The 17,549-nt window shown below is 68.7% G+C and carries 16 protein-coding genes; 9 read left to right on the forward strand and 7 right to left on the reverse strand.

Annotation, left to right across the window (positions count from 1 at the left end; genetic code table 11):
- Window positions 1–111 precede the first annotated feature (111 nt).
- The 4 genes from purE (at window position 112) to AC07PV_RS23370 (ending at window position 3,821) form a co-directional block, all read left to right on the forward strand.
- Window positions 112–606, forward strand: coding sequence for a 5-(carboxyamino)imidazole ribonucleotide mutase (gene purE / locus AC07PV_RS23355; RefSeq protein WP_057227318.1), 495 nt, complete (start codon window positions 112–114; stop codon window positions 604–606).
- On the forward strand, window positions 603–1,772 hold the full coding sequence (locus AC07PV_RS23360) for a 5-(carboxyamino)imidazole ribonucleotide synthase (RefSeq protein ID WP_218297866.1): 1,170 nt from the start codon (window positions 603–605) through the stop codon (window positions 1,770–1,772). Before purE ends, AC07PV_RS23360 begins: the two co-directional genes overlap by 4 nt.
- A 2-nt stretch (window positions 1,773–1,774) precedes the next feature.
- Complete coding sequence (locus tag AC07PV_RS23365; RefSeq protein WP_494631451.1) at window positions 1,775–2,791, forward strand: L-threonylcarbamoyladenylate synthase; 1,017 nt, start codon at window positions 1,775–1,777, stop codon at window positions 2,789–2,791.
- A 76-nt stretch (window positions 2,792–2,867) separates the two neighbouring features.
- Complete coding sequence (locus AC07PV_RS23370; protein WP_494631452.1) at window positions 2,868–3,821, forward strand: SGNH/GDSL hydrolase family protein; 954 nt, start codon at window positions 2,868–2,870, stop codon at window positions 3,819–3,821.
- Window positions 3,822–3,941: 120 nt separating this feature from the next.
- Here AC07PV_RS23370 and AC07PV_RS23375 read toward each other — a convergent pair whose 3' ends face one another.
- The 3 genes from AC07PV_RS23375 to dacB all read right to left on the reverse strand — a co-directional run bounded on the left by AC07PV_RS23375 (window position 3,942) and on the right by dacB (window position 7,186).
- Window positions 3,942–5,240 carry a lipase family protein gene (locus AC07PV_RS23375; RefSeq protein WP_494631453.1) on the reverse strand — a complete coding sequence of 433 codons (1,299 nt, stop codon included), beginning with the start codon at window positions 5,238–5,240 and terminating at the stop codon, window positions 3,942–3,944.
- 132 nt (window positions 5,241–5,372) lie between these two features.
- On the reverse strand, window positions 5,373–5,642 hold the full coding sequence (locus AC07PV_RS23380; protein WP_218297870.1) for a SemiSWEET transporter: 270 nt from the start codon (window positions 5,640–5,642) through the stop codon (window positions 5,373–5,375).
- 71 nt (window positions 5,643–5,713) lie between these two features.
- Window positions 5,714–7,186 (reverse strand): D-alanyl-D-alanine carboxypeptidase/D-alanyl-D-alanine endopeptidase, encoded by a 1,473-nt coding sequence (gene dacB, locus AC07PV_RS23385; RefSeq protein WP_218297871.1) that lies wholly within the window; start codon window positions 7,184–7,186, stop codon window positions 5,714–5,716.
- Window positions 7,187–7,286: 100 nt separating this feature from the next.
- Between dacB and AC07PV_RS23390 the strand changes: the two genes are divergently transcribed.
- The 5 genes from AC07PV_RS23390 (at window position 7,287) to corA (ending at window position 11,578) form a co-directional block, all read left to right on the forward strand.
- Window positions 7,287–8,285: a DMT family transporter gene (locus AC07PV_RS23390; RefSeq protein ID WP_492254119.1), complete on the forward strand. Its 999-nt coding sequence runs from the start codon at window positions 7,287–7,289 to the stop codon at window positions 8,283–8,285.
- Window positions 8,286–8,316: 31 nt separating this feature from the next.
- The gene (tsaB, locus tag AC07PV_RS23395) at window positions 8,317–9,057 is read left to right on the forward strand and encodes a tRNA (adenosine(37)-N6)-threonylcarbamoyltransferase complex dimerization subunit type 1 TsaB (protein WP_218297873.1); all 741 of its coding nucleotides are present in this window, start codon (window positions 8,317–8,319) and stop codon (window positions 9,055–9,057) included.
- A 22-nt stretch (window positions 9,058–9,079) separates the two neighbouring features.
- On the forward strand, window positions 9,080–9,559 hold the full coding sequence (gene rimI / locus AC07PV_RS23400) for a ribosomal protein S18-alanine N-acetyltransferase (protein ID WP_218297874.1): 480 nt from the start codon (window positions 9,080–9,082) through the stop codon (window positions 9,557–9,559).
- A 27-nt stretch (window positions 9,560–9,586) separates the two neighbouring features.
- Complete coding sequence (locus AC07PV_RS23405; RefSeq protein WP_218297875.1) at window positions 9,587–10,393, forward strand: uracil-DNA glycosylase family protein; 807 nt, start codon at window positions 9,587–9,589, stop codon at window positions 10,391–10,393.
- Between the two features lie 198 nt (window positions 10,394–10,591).
- Window positions 10,592–11,578, forward strand: a complete 987-nt coding sequence (gene corA, locus AC07PV_RS23410; RefSeq protein ID WP_494631455.1) for a magnesium/cobalt transporter CorA — start codon at window positions 10,592–10,594, stop codon at window positions 11,576–11,578.
- 198 nt (window positions 11,579–11,776) lie between these two features.
- Here corA and AC07PV_RS23415 read toward each other — a convergent pair whose 3' ends face one another.
- The 4 genes from AC07PV_RS23415 to AC07PV_RS23430 all read right to left on the reverse strand — a co-directional run bounded on the left by AC07PV_RS23415 (window position 11,777) and on the right by AC07PV_RS23430 (window position 17,494).
- The gene (locus AC07PV_RS23415) at window positions 11,777–12,544 is read right to left on the reverse strand and encodes a 5'-methylthioadenosine/adenosylhomocysteine nucleosidase (protein WP_494631456.1); all 768 of its coding nucleotides are present in this window, start codon (window positions 12,542–12,544) and stop codon (window positions 11,777–11,779) included.
- Window positions 12,545–12,674: 130 nt separating this feature from the next.
- A complete protein-coding gene (locus AC07PV_RS23420) occupies window positions 12,675–14,354 on the reverse strand; it encodes a long-chain-fatty-acid--CoA ligase (protein ID WP_494631457.1) in 1,680 nt (559 codons plus the stop codon).
- 91 nt (window positions 14,355–14,445) lie between these two features.
- Window positions 14,446–15,858: a Re/Si-specific NAD(P)(+) transhydrogenase subunit beta gene (gene pntB, locus AC07PV_RS23425; protein WP_494631459.1), complete on the reverse strand. Its 1,413-nt coding sequence runs from the start codon at window positions 15,856–15,858 to the stop codon at window positions 14,446–14,448.
- A 34-nt stretch (window positions 15,859–15,892) separates the two neighbouring features.
- Window positions 15,893–17,494 (reverse strand): Re/Si-specific NAD(P)(+) transhydrogenase subunit alpha, encoded by a 1,602-nt coding sequence (locus tag AC07PV_RS23430; protein ID WP_494631460.1) that lies wholly within the window; start codon window positions 17,492–17,494, stop codon window positions 15,893–15,895.
- Window positions 17,495–17,549 lie beyond the last annotated feature (55 nt).

Genomic DNA, 17,549 nt, shown 5'->3' on the forward strand with positions numbered 1-17,549 from the left:
GGCCCATCGACATGCCCGGGTGCGGCGAAGGGAAGCGCAAAAAGTAAAATCGCGGGTTCCACCTACAGCCGTGCCGCGGGCGCAGCCCGCGGCCAAGGCACCTTCCACACCATGAAACCCATCCAGATCGGCGTGGTCATGGGTTCCAGCAGCGACTGGGACACCATGCAGCATGCAGTGCAGATTCTTGAGCAATTCGGCATCCCGCACGAGGCCCGCGTGGTTTCGGCCCACCGCATGCCCGACGACATGTTCGCCTACGCCGAGGCGGCCGCCGGCCGGGGCCTGAAGGCCATCATTGCGGGTGCCGGTGGCGCCGCCCATCTGCCCGGCATGATTGCCGCCAAGACCACCGTGCCCGTGCTGGGCGTGCCCGTGGCCAGTCGCCACCTGCAGGGTGTGGATTCGCTGCACAGCATCGTGCAGATGCCCAAGGGCATCCCCGTGGCCACGTTCGCCATCGGCACGGCGGGCGCTGCCAATGCCGCCCTGTTTGCCGTCGCCCTGCTGGCCAACGAAAGCCCCGAACTGCGCCAGCGGCTCGAAGCCTTCCGCGCCGAGCAGACCGAGGTGGCCCGCAACATGACCTTGCCGCCCGCCGCATGAGCGCCAGCAACAAACCCCTCCTGCCGGGATCGACGCTGGGCGTGCTCGGCGGCGGCCAGCTGGGCCGCATGTTTGTGCACCAGGCCCAGGCCATGGGCTATTTCACGGCCGTGCTCGACGCCGACCCCACCAGCCCCGCCGGGCTGGTGAGCCACCACCACATCCAGACGGGCTATGAAGATCCGCAGGGCCTGGCCGAGCTGGCCCGCCTGGCCGATGCGGTGACCACCGAGTTCGAAAACGTGCCCGCGGCCGCGCTGGCCGCCCTGGCAGCGCAGCGCCCCGTGTCGCCCGCCGCCAGCGCCGTGTCGGTGGCGCAGGACCGTGCACGGGAAAAAGCCCATTTCGTGGCCTGCGGCGTGCCCTGCGCGCCGTATGCGGTGATCGAAACGGCTGAGCAACTGGCTGCGGTTTCTTCTGATCTGTTGCCAGGCATCCTGAAAACGGCTCGCATGGGCTACGACGGCAAAGGCCAGGTGCGAGTGAAGACCGCTGCCGAACTCGCCGCTGCGTGGGACGCGGTCGGCAAGGTGCCCTGCGTGCTGGAGAAGATGCTGCCGCTGGCACTGGAATGCTCGGTGATCGTGGCGCGCGGCGCCGACGGGGCCACCGTGCACCTGCCCGTGCAGCGCAACCTGCACCGCGACGGCATCCTGGCCGTGACGGAGGTTTTTGAACAAAATCTGCCTCCAGCGCTTATTCAGCAAGCGGTAGCAGCTGCAATTTCGATAGCAAACGGCCTGCAGTACGTCGGCGTGCTCTGCGTGGAGTTCTTCGTGCTGCAGGACGGCGGCCTGGTGGTCAACGAGATCGCCCCGCGCCCGCACAACAGCGGCCACTACAGCCAGAACGCCTGCGACGTGTCGCAGTTCGAGCTGCAGGTGCGCACCATGGCCCGCCTGCCGCTCACGCAGCCGCGCCAGCACAGCCCCGCCGTGATGCTCAACCTGCTGGGCGATCTGTGGTTTGCGCAGGGCGGCACGGAGCAGACGCCCCCCTGGGCCGAGGTGCTGGCCCTGCCCGGCACGCACCTGCACCTGTATGGCAAGCGCGACGCCAAGCGCGGCCGCAAGATGGGCCACCTCAACATCACCGCCGCCACCCCCGACGCTGCGCGGGCCACCGCCCTGCGGGCTGCGGCCCTCCTGGGCATCGCGCCGTTCTGACCATGATTCTTGACGGCACCCAGCCTGCATCCATCGCCGCCGCAGCGCGGGCCGTGCGCAGCGGCGCGCTGCTGGGCCTGCCCACCGAAACCGTGTATGGCCTGGCCGCCGACGCCAGCAGCGATACCGCCGTGGCGCAGATCTTCGCCGCCAAGGGGCGCCCCAGCGATCACCCGCTGATCGTGCACGTGGCCAATGCCGAAGGCATTCGCCACTTCGCCAGCGCGGTGCCGGGCTTCGCGCAGAAGCTCGTCGATGCCTTCTGGCCCGGCCCGCTCACGCTCATCCTGCCGCGCCTGCCCGGCGTGGCCACGGCCGCCACGGGCGGCCAGGACAGCGTGGGGCTGCGCTGCCCCGCCCACCCCGTGGCGCACGCGCTGCTGCTGGCCTGCGCCGCGCCCGGCGATGGCGATGCCCTGGGCGGCCCGCCCGTGTGGGGTGTGGCGGCCCCCAGCGCCAACCGCTTTGGCCGCGTGAGCCCCACCACCGCCCGGCACGTGCAGGACGAGCTGGGCGCCGGTCTGCTGGTGCTCGACGGTGGCCCGTGCGAAGTGGGCATCGAAAGCACCATCGTGGACTGCACGCGCGGCGTGCCAGTGCTGCTGCGCCCGGGCGCCGTCACGCGCGAGCAGATTGAGGCCGCCTGCGGCACCGCGCCGCTGTCCAGGGACGACCTGCCCGCGCTCACGCCGCGCGCCTCCGGCACGCTCGAAGCCCACTACGCCCCCGCCGCCAAGGTGCGCCTGATGGACGCCAAGGCCCTGCAGACCGGCCTGGACCTGCTGGGCGCCGACGCCGCCCACATCGCGGTCTATGCCCGTGCCGCGCTGCGCACCCAGTCCTCCAGGCTCGTCATGCGCCGCATGCCCGACGACGCGGCCGCCACGGCCCAGCAGCTGTTCGCCGTGCTGCGCGGCTTCGACGACGACGGCGTGAAACTGATCTGGATCGAGACCCCGCCCGCCGAGCCCGAGTGGGAAGGCGTTCGTGACCGCCTGCAACGGGCATCTGCCGCATGATTCCAGCCGCACAAGGCGGCTTTACATGGGTTGACGTTGCACCGCTAAACTACCCCCCACTTTTCTGGAGAAATACATGGCAGCAAATTGGATGCGCCGCACCGTTCTGGTCGCCGCATGTGCGTCGGCCGCGTTGCTTGCGGCCTGCGGTTCAAGCACCACCGAATCGGCCATCACGCCCGAGCGCTTCATCGCGTTCGGCGATGCCAACAGCGACGTGGGGCAAAAGGGAACGCGCTACACCGTCAATGACGGCAGCGTGAACAACTGGACCCTGCAGGTGGCCGCCAGCTACGGCAAGCCCCTCACGGCCGCCTCGGCGGGCGGCAAGAGCTACGCGGTGGGCAACGCCCGCGTCAAGGCCAAGCCCGACGCCGCGGGCAACGCCAGCACCCCCACCATCACCGAGCAGATCGATACTTTCCTGGCCAGCGGCAGCTTCGCGGCCAACGACGTGGTGATCCTGAGCGGCGGCATCAGCGACGTGATCGCGGGCATGGCCGCCGTGCAGGCAGGCACCCAGACGGAAGCCGCCATGGTGGCCGCAGCCCGCCAGGCCGGTGAGGACATGGCCGCGCAGGTGCGCCGCCTCGTCGCCGCGGGCGCCAAGTACGTGGTGGTGACCGGCACCTATGACCTGAGCAAGACCCCGTGGGCCAAGGCCATCCGCCGCGAGGCGCTGCTGACCGACGCCAGCAGCCGCTTCAACGACGGCCTGCTCGTGGGCATCGTGGACCTCGGCGCCAACGTGCTGTACGTCGATTCCGCCTACTACGTGAACCTGTACACGAGCGTGCCCGCCAACTACGGTTTCAACAACGCCACGACGCCCGTGTGCACCTCCGTGGACGCCACCAACGGCATCGGCATCGGCGCGGGCCAGGTCAACTCGGCCCTGTGCACCCCTTCGACGCTGCTGGCGGGCGCCAACCAGGCCTCCTACGTGTTCGCCGACCCTGTGTACCTCACCCCTTCGGCACAACGCCAGTTCGGCACCTACGCCCATGACCGGCTGAAGGCGCGCTGGTAACCCGCCTGCGGGGTGGCGGCGCTCGTGGAGCGCGCCACCGGGAGGCACAAAAAAGCCGACCCCAGGGTCGGCTTTTTGCTTGTGCGCCCTGCCCCGGGCGGGCAGGGCGGATGCCTTTGCCTACTTGACGGTGTCAAACACTGCACGGGCCTGTGCATGGCAGAAGGGTGGCTCATACGTGCCGTGGTAGGCGGCGTAGTAGGTCGCGAATGCGGCCGATGCCGGATCGGTGGGGGCCTGGCCGCCCGGGCCGAAGGTGGCCTGGATCGCGGCATCGACGTCCACCGACGCCACGTTGGTCAGGCCCCGGCTGTCGAAGTCGGCCTTCATCACACGTTGGTGGATGGCGGGCGGCACCGTGGGGTCGCCCGCCCCGCCGCACAGCAGCACGCGGGCCTTGGGGTTCCAGCCCAGCAGGTCGTTCTTCTTGGCCGCCAGGTACAGGGGGTGGGTGGTGCTGGTCTGCGAGCCCGTGATGAAGGCGGGCTGGAACAGCGCATCACGCGCCTGGTTGGGCGTGCCCGCGGGCAGGGTGCCCGAGGTGACCAGCGTGGTGTAGGTCAGCGTGGGGTGGGGCAGCAGGGTCTCGATGTAGCCCGAGTACGGCGCCTTGAAGACCTGCTTGACGTCCGTGTAGACATCGCCATAGACCTTCTGCCAGGCCGTCACCAGGTACGGAACGAAGAACTGCACGCCCGCGATGGCGTCCGGGATGCGCAGCGAACCCGACAGGTTGTAGGGGCCCGCCAGGTGGGCGCCGGCCACCACGTTGAATTCATTGCCGTAGTCGCGCTCCGCGGAGCGGTGCGCCGCCATCGACGAGTGCCCGCCCTGCGAGTAGCCCGTGAACATGACCTTGCCCGACAGATTGGCGCCCACGGTGCCCGCCGCGTTGCGGGCGGCGCGCACCGAGTCGATGACCGAGGTGGCTTCCGAGTCGGCGTGCAGGTAGGGGTGGTAGCTGTAGCCCGACTTGGCAAACCCCAGGTAGTCGGTGGCCACCACGGCATAGCCCTGGGCGGCGTACATGGCAGCGAGCAGGAAGGTTTCGCTGTCCTGCGGATTGGCCAGGGTGCGGGGCTTTTGCACGTCGGTGCCCTTGGCATAGGCGACCAGCGGCGCGGCGGTGCTGCAGCTGCCCGCGGGCACGAGCATCACGCCGGAGGCGTTGGTGCTCTCGCCCCCCTTGGCGCCCGCGGTGGCGTAATTGAGCGCAACCACCTTCACGTCGCATTTCGCCTTGCCGGTGATGGCCTGCAGGCCGCTGCTGGAAGTGCCTGCGTCGATCTGCGCGGCCGTCAGCGTGGTGAGCACCGCCGGGGGATCGATCAGCGCGCCGCGGGCGGGATCGTCGGAGCCACCGCAGGCAACAAGCAGGACCGCGGCGGCGGCGACACAGGTAAGGCGGAAATACGTCATGAATGGATACCTCAGGTCTGGAAGGAACGACGCATCGTGCGCGCACCTGCACTGCACCATCCATAGGGGATAACGCGGACCGCACCGGGCGCGCAGACGCCTAGGCGACAGCGTGCCGCCACGGGCCGGCGGTCAGTGCCCGCCGCCTGCCCCGTAGGCCACCTTCATTCCCAGGATCGTCCCCGCCAGCGCGAGCGTGATGGCATTGGCCACCACGATGGGCCAGGCCGCCAGGGTCAGCCCATAGACCAGCCACAGCGCCACGCCCGCCGTGAACACGCTGTACATGCCCAGCGAAATGCCGCGGACATCCCGCGTGCGGAAGGTGTGCAGCGCCTGCGGCACGAAGCTGCAGGTGGTCATGGCGGCGGCAAGGTAGCCGATGAGCTCGGTCGTGGGCATGGGGTGGTGGTTCCGGAAACCTGTTCGAAGCGAAGGCCCGGGCGCGCGGGGCCGGGGCAACGCCGGATTATTCACTGGTCACGCGCCGCCCAGTCGACCAGGCTGTCCAGCACGGGCCGCGCTGCGCCGGCATTGGCATGGTTGACGACCGCCACCAGCACATAGCGCCGGCCGCTGGCCGCGTGCACGTAGCCCGCCACGGCCATCACGTCGCGCAGGCTGCCCGTCTTGAGGTGGGCCACGCCCGCGCGGCTCTGGCTGCGGCGCAGCGTGCCGTCCACGCCGGAGATGGGCAGCGAGGCCACGAGCTCCGGCATCACGGGCGAGGCCCAGGCCACCTGCAGCATGCGCGCCAGCGCCTGCGCGGTCAGGCGGGCGTCCCGGCTCAGGCCCGCGCCGTTGTCGGCCAGGGGCAGTTCCGCATCGCCCATGCGCGCGAGCCACCACTGGCGCAGGGCCTCGCGGGCACCGTCGAAGGTGGCCACACCGTTCCTTTGCAATGCCAGCGTGAGGAAGACATGCTGCGCCATCACGTTGTTGCTGTATTTGTTCACATCGCGCACCACCTCGGCCAGGGGGGGCGAGGTGGCCACGAAGGCGGGCTTCAGGCCGGCCGGCACCTTGCCCTCGCGCACGCTGCCCGTGAGCTTGCCGCCCAGTTCGCGCCACATGCCTTCCACCGCGCGCGCCGCAAAGCCGCGCGGGTCGGCCGCCGCCACGGGCCACACGCGTTCGCCGCAGGCGGCCGGGTACACCCCCTGGAAGACCACCTTGGCGGGGTCGGCCAGCTCCGCGCGCAGGGCGCCACGCCAGTCTCCGCACTCGGTGCCCGGCGCCGCCAGCGCCACGGTGGGCTGGCGCGACACGCCCGCCAGGGGCGGGTCGTACTGGATGCGGGCCAGCCCGCCGGCGGCGTCGGGCACGAAGGTCATCACCGAGGACTTGTAGTTGAGCAGCAGCGCGTCGGGCGCGGCGTTGTACGGGCGCAGGGGCTCGCCGTCAAAGCGCGCCGGGTCGTGATCGGGCACATCGAAGGCGGTGCGGTCGAGCACGATGTCGCCCACGATGACCTGGATGCCTTGGCCCTGCAGGCGCCGCATCAGCAGCCACAGGCGCTCCATGACGAGCTTGGGGTCGCCCTGGCCCTGGATGTAGACATTGCCGCGCAGGCTGCCCTCCTGCACCGTGCCCTGCACATAGACCGGGGTGTTCCACACATAGGCGGGGCCCAGCTGCTCCAGCGCCGCGTAAGTGGTCACCAGCTTCATCACCGACGCCGGGTTGACCTGGGCCTGCGCGCGGTGCGAAAGGCGCGCCGCAGCGCGCCCGCCCTGGGCATCCACGACCACCACCGACAGCGCCTCGCGCGGCAGCCTGGCGCGCTGCAGGGCCGCCTCGACTTCCGGGGGCAACGAAACGGGTGCGGGGGTGGTGGACTGCGCCCCGGCGGCGCCGGCGCCCCCCGCCAGGACAAGCGATGCCGCGCAGCAGCGCACGGCATCCCGCAGCGCATTCCAGCGCCAGGCAACAGGAAGAGAAAACATGGCGGAAGTCTATCGCCCGGCGCCAGGGGCGGCCTCTGCCCCGGCCCCGCCGGCAAGCCAGGCGCCAGCGCTGGCGGCGGCAGGCACCGATAATCCCCCGATGCGCTTTTCTCCTCGTGCCATGGGCCTGCTGGCGGCGGTCGTGACCGTCACCATCTGGACAGGCTTCATCGTCATTGCCCGCGCCTCGGCCCAGCGCACGCTCACCCCGTTCGACATCGCGCTGCTGCGCATCACCGGCGCCAGCCTGGTGCTGCTGCCCTGGGGCTGGTGGATGGTGCGGCGGCGCACGGCGGCGCAGGGCGCGTCCGCCCCGCCCTCCAGCCTGGGGGGCATCTCGCCCCTGCCGCTGCGCACCACGGCCCTGCTGGGCATCTTCGGCGGGCTGCTGTACGCCATGCTGGCCTACGCGGGGTTCTTCCATGCGCCCGCCACCCACGCGGCCGTGCTGATGCCGGGCAGCCTGCCGCTGTGGACGGCGCTGCTGGCCGCCGCGCTGCTGCGCGACCACATCACCCCGCTGCGTGCCGCGGGCCTGGCCTTCATCGTGGCGGGCGACCTGCTGGTGGGCGGCCGCAGCCTGCTGGCGGCCTTCTCGGGGGGCGACGTGTGGAAGGGCGACCTGCTCTTCATGATGGCGGCCGCGAGTTGGGCCACCTACAGCGTGCTGGCCCGGCGCCACGCGGTGGACGCCGTGCAGGCCACCATCGCGATCACGGCGTTTGCCTGCCTGGTCTATGTGCCCGGCTATGCCCTGCTGACCACGCTGGGCGCCGTCACCAGCCACCTGGCGCTGGCGCCCTGGAGCGAGATCGTCTTTCACATGGTGTTCCAGGGCGGCGGCTCGGTGGTGATCTCGGGCATCGGCTTCACGCGCATGATCCAGCACTATGGGCCCGTGCGCTCCACCATGATCACGGCGCTGGTGCCTGGCCTCTCGGCCATCGGTGCCGTGGTGTTCCTGGACGAGCCGATGTACTGGAACCTCGTCGCCGGCCTGCTGCTGGTGACTGCCGGTATCCTGCTGGGCGTGCTGCGCAGGAGCCCGGCGGGCCCGGCCGCCACCGCCACGCCCGCCCCTGGCCACACCGCCTCCTGACCTCCTTTTGCCGCGCAAACCCCCAGGCCCCATGAATCTGCTTGCCTTCGACACCAGCACCGACACCCTCTCCATCGCGGTACAGCAGGGCGATGCCGTGTGGCATCACACGGGCCCCGGGGGCGCGCAGGCATCGGCCACCCTGATCCCGGCGGTGCGCAGCCTGATGGCGCAGGCCGGCGTGTCGTTCGACACGCTCGAGGCCATCGTGTTTGGCCGGGGGCCGGGTTCCTTCACCGGCCTGCGCACCGCCTGCGCCGTGGCCCAGGGGCTGGCGTTTGGCGCACGCGGGGGCCACGGCGTGCCGGTGCTGCCCGTGGACACCCTGCTCGCGGTGGCCGAGGAGGCGCGCCACGCGCAGGGCTGCACGCGCGTGGTGGCGGTGCTGGACGCGCGCATGGACGAGGTCTACCACGCGCGCTGCGAATGGCGGGCCCCCGAGGCACGCTGGCAGGCCGACGCCGACTTTGGACTGGGCGCGCCGGAATCCGTGCTGCCGCCCCCGGGCTGGACGGTGGCGGGCAATGCGCAGGCCCCCTACGGCGACCGGCTCGCGCCCGATGCCCCCCATGTGGCCGCGCTGCCCACGGCCGGTGCGCTGCTGCGCCTGGCCCCTGCGCTGCTGGCCGCCGGCCACGGCGTGCCAGCCCGCGATGCGCTGCCGCGCTATATCCGCGATAAAGTGGCGCAAACCACCGCCGAACGTGCCGCCCTGCGCGCCGCCCAGGCGGCAGCCAACCCGCAGGAACCCGGGGTTGGCGCGTCCCAGTGAACCTTGTCCTGGCCACCACCGCATGAGCGCCCTGCCCACCCCGCCCGCCCGCGCCCTGGAAGCGCGCTTTGAAACCCTCACGCTCGCGCGGCTCGACGCCGTGCTGGCGGTGGAGCAACGCGCCTATTCGCACCCCTGGACGCGCGGCAACTTCACCGATGCGCTGGCCTCGGGCTACCAGGCCCAGCTGCTCATGGCCGGCGACCATCTGCTGGGCTACTTCGTGGCGATGCTGGGCGTGGACGAAGTGCACCTGCTCAACATCACCGTCACGCCCGAATTCCAGCGCCAGGGCTGGGCGCGGGTGCTGCTCGATGCGCTGGCCCTGTGGGCACGCGGACGGGGCGCGCAGTGGCTGTGGCTGGAGGTGCGCGTGAGCAACCTGCGCGCGCAGCACATCTACCAGGCGCACGGATTTCGCCGCGTGGGCGAACGCAAGCGCTACTACCCCGCGGCCGAGGGCCAGCGCGAAGACGCCGTGGTCATGAGCCTGCCCCTGTAACCCGCAAGAACCACCCACCCCGCCCGTATGAGCCTCCACCTCGATGCGCGACAGCGCGCCATGCTGCAAGAAATGGGCGTCACCGTGTGGGGCCCGCCACAGGCCGTGGCGGTGGCGGCGCCAGCCGCGCAAGCAGCGGGCGCCACAGCAGCCCCCGGCACCGATCGCCCACCGGCGCGGCCCGCCCTGGTGGCCGCCACGACAGCCCTGGCCGCCGCCCCCGACCGCGCGGCGCCCCCCACCCCGCCCCGGGTGCCCGCGCGCGCTGCACCGGCGCCAGCGCAGGACACGCCGCCCTCCACCCTCTCCACCGCGACGGCCCCCGTCGCCCCGGCCCTGAGGCTGCACGCGCCCCAGCCGCTGTACCCCCTGGCCGATCCGGCGCAGGCGCCCGCCGGGCTGGGCCCGGGCTGGCTGATCGTGGCCGAATGCCTCACCCCCGACGACCCGCTGGGCGGCGACGCAGGCCGCCTGCTCGACAACATGCTGCGCGCCATGCAACTGCACCGGCATCCCCGCGTGTTCCTGGCCGCGCTGGAGCGCCCCGCCCCCGGCACGCAGGCGAGCGCGGACATCCAGGCCACGCTGGCCGAGACCGTGGCATCGCTGCAGCCCGCCCTGGTGCTGGTGCTGGGCCATGTCGCGGCGCGCGTGGCGCTGGGCCGCACCGAACCGCTGGGCCGCCTGCGCGCGGGGCCACACGCGCTGGGCGGGTGCCCCGCCGTGGTGACCTACGACCCCGCCTTCCTGCTGCGCTCGCAGGAGACCAAGGCCGCCGCCTGGGCCGACCTGTGCCGGGCACTGGCCATCGTGCGCCAGGCTTCATCCACCTGACCACGGCGGGCGCGGGCTTTTGCCACGGGCCCGCCGCGGCGGCAGTGCCATAATCCGCCGCCTGTCCATTTTTTACGGAGAAAGCTCCTTGGAAACCTACCCGAGTTGGTAGCTTTCAGCTCCCCGGCCTGCCTGCTGTGGGGTTGAAAGCACCCGATCCCCCACACCGCAGATGCCACACAACAAGGGAGTGAGCCCATGCTCAACATCTTCACGCTCGCCAATGGCCGGCTGTTCCAGGAAGAAATCGAGTCCCTGGAAGAGCTGACCCGCTTCCAGCCGATCTGGGTGGACCTGGAAGCCCCCACCCTCGAAGAAAAGCGCTGGATCAAGCAGCATTACGGCCTGTCCATCCCCGAGGATGCGATGGACGAGGACATCGAGGAATCCGCCCGCTTCTACGAAGAAGACAACGGCGAGCTGCACATCCGCAGCGACTTTCTGATCGACGACGACGAAGACCCGCGCTCGGTGCGGGTGGCCTTCATCCTGAACCAGCACAACGCCAACCTCAAGAGCCGGGGCGTGCTGTTCTCCATCCACGACGAGGACGTGCCGGTGTTCCGCCTGCTGCGCATGCGCGCGCGCCGGGCCCCTGGCCTCATCGAGGACGCCAAGGAAGTGCTGCTCAAGCTGTTCGACGCCGACGCCGAATACTCGGCCGACACGCTCGAGAACATCTACGACGAGCTGGAAAAGGTGAGCACCCAGGTGCTGGCCGGCGACGTGACCGACGCCCGCGCGGGCGAGGTGCTGGCCGCCATCGCGCGCCAGGAAGACTTGAACGGACGCATCCGCCGCAACGTGATGGACACCCGCCGCGCCGTGAGCTTCATGATGCGCAGCAAGATGCTCAACTCCGAGCAGTTCGAGGAAGCCCGCCAGATCCTGCGCGACATCGAGTCGCTGGACAACCACACGGCGTTTTTGTTCGACAAGATCAACTTCCTGATGGACGCCACGGTCGGTTTCATCAACATCAACCAGAACAAGATCATCAAGATCTTCTCGGTGGCCAGCGTGGCGCTGCTGCCCCCCACGCTGATCGCCAGCGTGTACGGCATGAACTTCAAGTTCATGCCCGAGCTGGAATGGAGCTACGGGTATGCCTACGGCATCCTGCTGATGATCGCCAGCGCGGTAGGGCCGATGTGGTACTTTCGCAAGCGGGGCTGGTTGAAGTAGCCCCCCTGTGGCGCTGCGCGCCTTCCCCCCCGAGGGGGGACGCCTCCGGTGGACCGGCGAAGCCGGATCCACGGTGGCGCTGGCACGGGGGAGCGCCAGTTTCACGGCGCGGCGACCGATGATCTACGGCCACGCATGAAAATATCCAATCAAAATAGCTCCTAGCGCTTATCCAATAAGCGCGAGTAGCTATTAATTTTATAGTTTTTGAAGAAACGCCAGCATGATGTGCTCGGCGTAGCGGCTGGCCACGGTCTGCACGAAGAGGGGAAAGTCCACGTGGGCGGTGTCGTCGGCACGGTCGGAGATGGTGCGCACGGCGGCGAAAGGGATGCCGTAGTCGTGGCACACCTGGGCGACGGCGGCGCCTTCCATTTCCACGGCCAGCACGTCGTGGCCGGCGTCGCGCAACGTGGTGCGCAGGCGGTGGGCTTCATCGGCTGCGGAAACAAAGCGGTCCCCGCTGGCCACCAGGCCGTGGTGTGCGCGGTGCAAGACACCTTCCAACGCATCTGTTGCGTCAGTTTTCAAGCCAAATTGGCCGCTGGTGCTTGATACACAAGCGCTGGCCGCTTCCAGAAGCAGAGCAGACAATACGGTGTCGCATGCCAGGCGGCTGCGCGTGTAACCCGGGATCTCCCAGCGGGGGAACAGGGGCGAGGCATCCATGTCGTGCTGGAGGTAGTCCTGCGCCACCACCACGTCGCCCACGTTCACGCCATCGCCCACACCGCCCGCCACGCCGGTGAAGACGATGCGCGCCACGCCGAAGCGCTCGATGAGCGCCGTGGCCGTGGTGGCCGCCGCCACCTTGCCGATGCCCGAGAGCGCCAGCACCACCGGCCGGCCGCACAGGTCGCCGCGCCAGAAGAAACGGCCGGCATGCACCAGGCGCTGGGGGTGCAACAGGTGCGGGACCAGCGAGCTTTGCTCTTCGGGCAAGGCGCTGAGGATGGCGGTGGTCATGGCCTACGAAGCCGACACGTCCCATACCAGCGGACGCCGTGGAACTGGCTTCGCCAGGCCGCTGGCGTCGTCCCCCTTCCCGGCGCGAGCCGAGAGAAGGGGGAAGCCGCGAAGCGGCTCAGGGGGATGGTCATTTCTTGTCGCGCAGCTCGCGGCGCAGGATCTTGCCCACGGGGGTCTTGGGCAGCTCGGTGCGGAACTCGATGACCTTGGGCTGCTTGTAGCCGGTGAGTTCGGCGCGGCAGAACTCCTTGACCTGCGCTTCGGTGAGCGCGGGGTCCTTCTTGACGATCACGAGCTTGACGGCCTCGCCGGTCTTCTCGTCGGGCACGCCCACCACGGCGCATTCGAGCACGCCGGGGCAGTTGGCCACGACTTCTTCGACCTCGTTGGGGTAGACGTTGAAGCCGCTGACCAGCACCATGTCCTTCTTGCGGTCCACGATCTTGAAGAAGCCGCGCTCGTCCATGACGCCGATGTCGCCGGACTTGAAGAAGCCGTCGTCGGTCATGACCTTGGCGGTTTCATCGGGGCGCTGCCAGTAGCCGGCCATCACCTGCGGGCCCTTGATCGCGATCTCGCCGGGCTGGCCGAGGGTGGTCACCTCGCGGCCGTCGTCGTCGAGCAGCTTCATCAGGGTGCCGGGGAGCGGCACGCCAATGGTGCCGGTGAACTCCTTGGCGGTCACGGGGTTGCAGCTGACCGAGGGGCTGGTCTCCGACAGGCCGTAGCCCTCGCAGATGGGGCAGCCGGTCTTCTCCAGCCACAGCTTGGCCACGGCGCCCTGCACGGCCATGCCGCCGCCCACCGAGACCTTGAGGTTCTTCCAGTTGACGGTGTTGAAGTCGGGGTGGTTGGCCAGGCCGTTGAACAGCGTGTTCACGGCCGGGAAGCTGTGGAAGGTGTGCTTGGACAGCTCCTTGAGCACGGCAGGCAGGTCGCGCGGATTGGGGATCAGGATGGTCTTGCCGCCCGTGCGCATGCTCAGCATCATGTTCACGGTGAACGCGAAGATGTGGTACAGCGGCAGCGCGCAGATGCTGGTCTGCTGCTCGCCCGCGGGCACCTTCTTCATCACCGGGTCGTTCCATGCCTCGGACTGCAGCACGTTGGCGATCACATTGCGGTGCAGCAGCACCGCGCCCTTGCTCACACCCGTGGTGCCGCCGGTGTATTGCAGCAGCGCGATATCGTCAGGTCGGATGTCGGGCTTCTTGAGGGTGCCGCGCGTGCCCTGGGCCACCGCGTCATTGAAACGCACGGCGCCCGGCAGGTTGTAGGCGGGCACCATCTTCTTGACGTTGCGCACCACGTAGTTGACGAGCGCGCCCTTGAGCAGGCCCAGCTGGTCGCCCATGGCGCACAGCACCACGTGCTTGACGGGCGTGTTTGCAATGCAGCTTTGCAGCGTGGTGGCGAAGTTCTCGATGATGACGATGGCCTTGGCACCCGAATCCTTGAGCTGGTGCTCCAGCTCGCGCGGGGTGTACAGCGGGTTCACGTTGACCACCACGAAGCCTGCACGCAGGATGGCCGCCACCGTGACGGGGTACTGCGGCACGTTGGGCATCATGATGGCCACGCGGTCGCCCTTGACCAGGCCCAAGCCCTGGAGATAGGCCGCAAACGCGCTGGAGAGCGAGTCTGTCTGGGCATAGGTCACTTCCTTGCCCATGAAGCTGTAGGCCACGCGGCCCGCGTACTTGGTGAACGCCTCGTCCATGAGGGCCACGAGCGACGGGTATTGCGTGGTGTCGATATCTGCGGGGACGCCTTGCGGATAGGCAGCCAGCCAGGGGCGATTCGTCATTTTTTGTCTCCTGATAAGTTTTATTGATGCCGTGAGGACCGCCCTGGAATTTCCAGCACGATCGTGCTTTTTCGCGGTGAAATTATGCCCGTCACCCCTTGAGCGCGGAAAGAACTTCGTCGAGCATTTTCTTGGCGTCGCCAAACAGCATGCGGTTGTTGTCCTTGTAGAACAGGGGGTTGTCCACCCCCGCATAGCCCGACGCCATGGAGCGCTTCATCACGATCGAGGTCTTGGCCTTCCACACTTCGAGCACTGGCATGCCTGCGATGGGGCTGGTCGGGTCATCCAGAGCGCTGGGATTCACGATGTCGTTGGCGCCGATGACCATGGCCACGTCGGCATTGGGGAAGTCCTCGTTGATCTCGTCCATCTCCATCACGATGTCGTAGGGCACCTTGGCCTCGGCCAGCAGCACGTTCATGTGGCCGGGCATGCGGCCCGCCACCGGGTGGATGGCAAAGCGCACATCCACGCCTTTTTCGCGCAGGGTCTTGGTGATCTCGTACACGGTGTGCTGGGCCTGGGCCACGGCCATGCCGTAGCCGGGCACGATGATGACGCTTTTGGCATCGCGCAGCAGCTCCGCAGTCTCGGCGGAGCTGACGGGCACGGCCTCGCCTTGCGGCTCGGCAGCCTCGCCCTTTTTGGCCGGTGTGCCAGCGCCCGACCCGAAGCCGCCCGCGATCACGCTGATGAAGTTGCGGTTCATCGCGTTGCACATGATGTACGACAGGATGGCACCCGAAGAACCCACCAGCGCGCCCGTGACGATGAGCAGGTCGTTGGACAGCATGAAGCCCGTGGCCGCCGCCGCCCAGCCCGAGTAGCTGTTGAGCATGGACACCACCACCGGCATGTCCGCACCACCGATGGCCATCACCATGTGAATGCCGAACAGCAGCGCGATCGCCGTCATCACCATCAGCGGCACCATGCCCTGTTCGATGGTCTCGGCGCGCAGGAACTCACGGCCAAACCAGATCACGACCAGCAGCGCGGCCAGGTTCATCCAGTGGCGGCCGGGCAGCAGCAGCGGCTTGCCACCGATCTTGCCGTTGAGCTTGCCAAAGGCGATCAGCGATCCGCTGAACGTGACCGCGCCGATCAGGATGCCGGCATAGATCTCCACCTCATGAATGATCTTCTCCGCGCCCTGCAGCTGGATCGAGGTATCGACGTAACTCGCAAACCCCACCAAGCAGGCCGCAAGACCTACCAGACTGTGCATGAGCGCGACCAGCTCCGGCATCTGCGTCATCTTGACGACCTTGGCCGCATACAGGCCAATGCCGCCGCCAATGACCAGTGCGCCGACGATCCAGGCCACCCCTGCGGGGCTGACGCGCGGGCCGAACACCGTGGCCAGCACGGCCAGCGCCATGCCGACCATGCCGAACAGGTTGCCCCGGCGCGAGGTTTCGGGGTTGGAGAGCCCGCCCAGGCTCAGGATGAACAAAATGGCCGCACCCAGGTAGGCCACGGTAGCGAGACTTTGGGACATGTTCTGTGCTCCTTGTGTTCTTGTTGTGATGGAGTTACTTGCGGAACATGGCCAGCATGCGGCGCGTGACGGCGAAGCCACCGAACATGTTGACAGCCGTGAGCACCAGCGCGGCAAAGGCCAGCCAGAGGATGAGCCCATCCGGGCGCCCGTTGATGCCCGCATCGGGCGGTGCAATCTGCACCAGCGCACCGATGGCGATGATGCTGGAGATGGCGTTGGTCACGCTCATCAGCGGCGTGTGCAGCGCGGGCGTAACGTTCCACACCACCATGTAGCCGATGAAGCAAGCCAGCACGAACACCGTGAAGTGCCCCAGGAAGGCCACAGGCGCATAGGCGCCGATGGCCCAGAACAGCACTGCCAGTACGGCAAAAACAATGGTCAGCGTCTTGGCGGACATGGGGGCACCGGGGCCATGGCTGGATTTCTTGGCGGCCACGGGTGCCGCTGCCGCCTTGGGAGCGGGCGGTGGGGCCTGCTTGAGTGGCGGTGCGGGCCAGGTGATCGCGCCCTCCTTGACCACAGTGAGGCCGCGGATCGCGTCGTCCTCCATGTTGACCACGGCCACGCCATCCTTGGCCTTGCACAGCTCTTCCGTCAGGCGCAACAGGTTGGTGGCGTACAGCGTGGACGACTGCTTGGCCAGGCGCGAGGCCAGGTCGGTGTAGCCGACGATGGTCACGCCATGGCACACCACCGCCTGGCCGGGCACGGTCAGCTCGCAGTTGCCGCCCTGCTCGGCGGCCATGTCCACGATCACGCTGCCGGGCTTCATGCTCTGCACCATCTCGGCCGTGATGAGCTTGGGCGCGGGCTTGCCGGGGATCAGCGCGGTGGTGATGATGATGTCCGCATCCTTGGCCTGCTCAGCGTACATCTTGCGCTGTGCGGCCTGGAAACCCTCACTCATGACCTTGGCGTAGCCGCCGCCGCCCGAGCCTTCTTCCTCGTAATCCACCTTGACGAACTCACCGCCCAGCGACTTGACCTGGTCAGCCACTTCGGCACGTGTGTCGTTGGCGCGCACGATGGCACCCAGGTTGGCCGCCGTGCCGATGGCGGCAAGCCCCGCCACGCCCGCGCCTGCGATGAACACCTTGGCCGGTGGCACCTTGCCTGCCGCCGTGATCTGGCCATTGAAGAAACGGCCAAAGGCGTTGGCCGCCTCGATGACAGCGCGGTAGCCACTGACGCCTGCGGTGGAGGTCAGCGCATCCATCTTCTGGGCGCGCGACAGCGTGCGCGGCAGGCAGTCGATGGCCAGCACCGTGGCCTTGCGGGCCGCCAGCTGCTGCATGAGCTCGGGGTTCTGGGCGGGCCAGATGAAATCGATGAGCGTCGTGCCCTCGCGCATCAGCGCCACTTCCTCGCTGCTGGGCGGGCGCACCTTGAAGACGATGTCCGATGCAGCCCACAGCGCGGCAGCGTCGCCAACGACCTGGGCCCCGGCGGCACGGTAGGCGTCGTCGCTGAAGTTGGCGGCCTCCCCTGCCCCCGACTCCACGGCAACCGCGAAGCCCAGCTTGATCAGCTTCTCCACCACATCGGGCACGGTGGCCACGCGCTTTTCGCCAGGGAAAGTTTCCCTTGGCACGCCAATGCGCTGCGGCTGCGGGACTGGGCTTGTCTGCATCAGAGGTCTCCTCGAGTTTCGTAATCGTTATGCAAGGCCGCCAGGCAGGGGAGGG

Source organism: Acidovorax sp. GW821-FHT09A11, assembly GCF_059418365.1.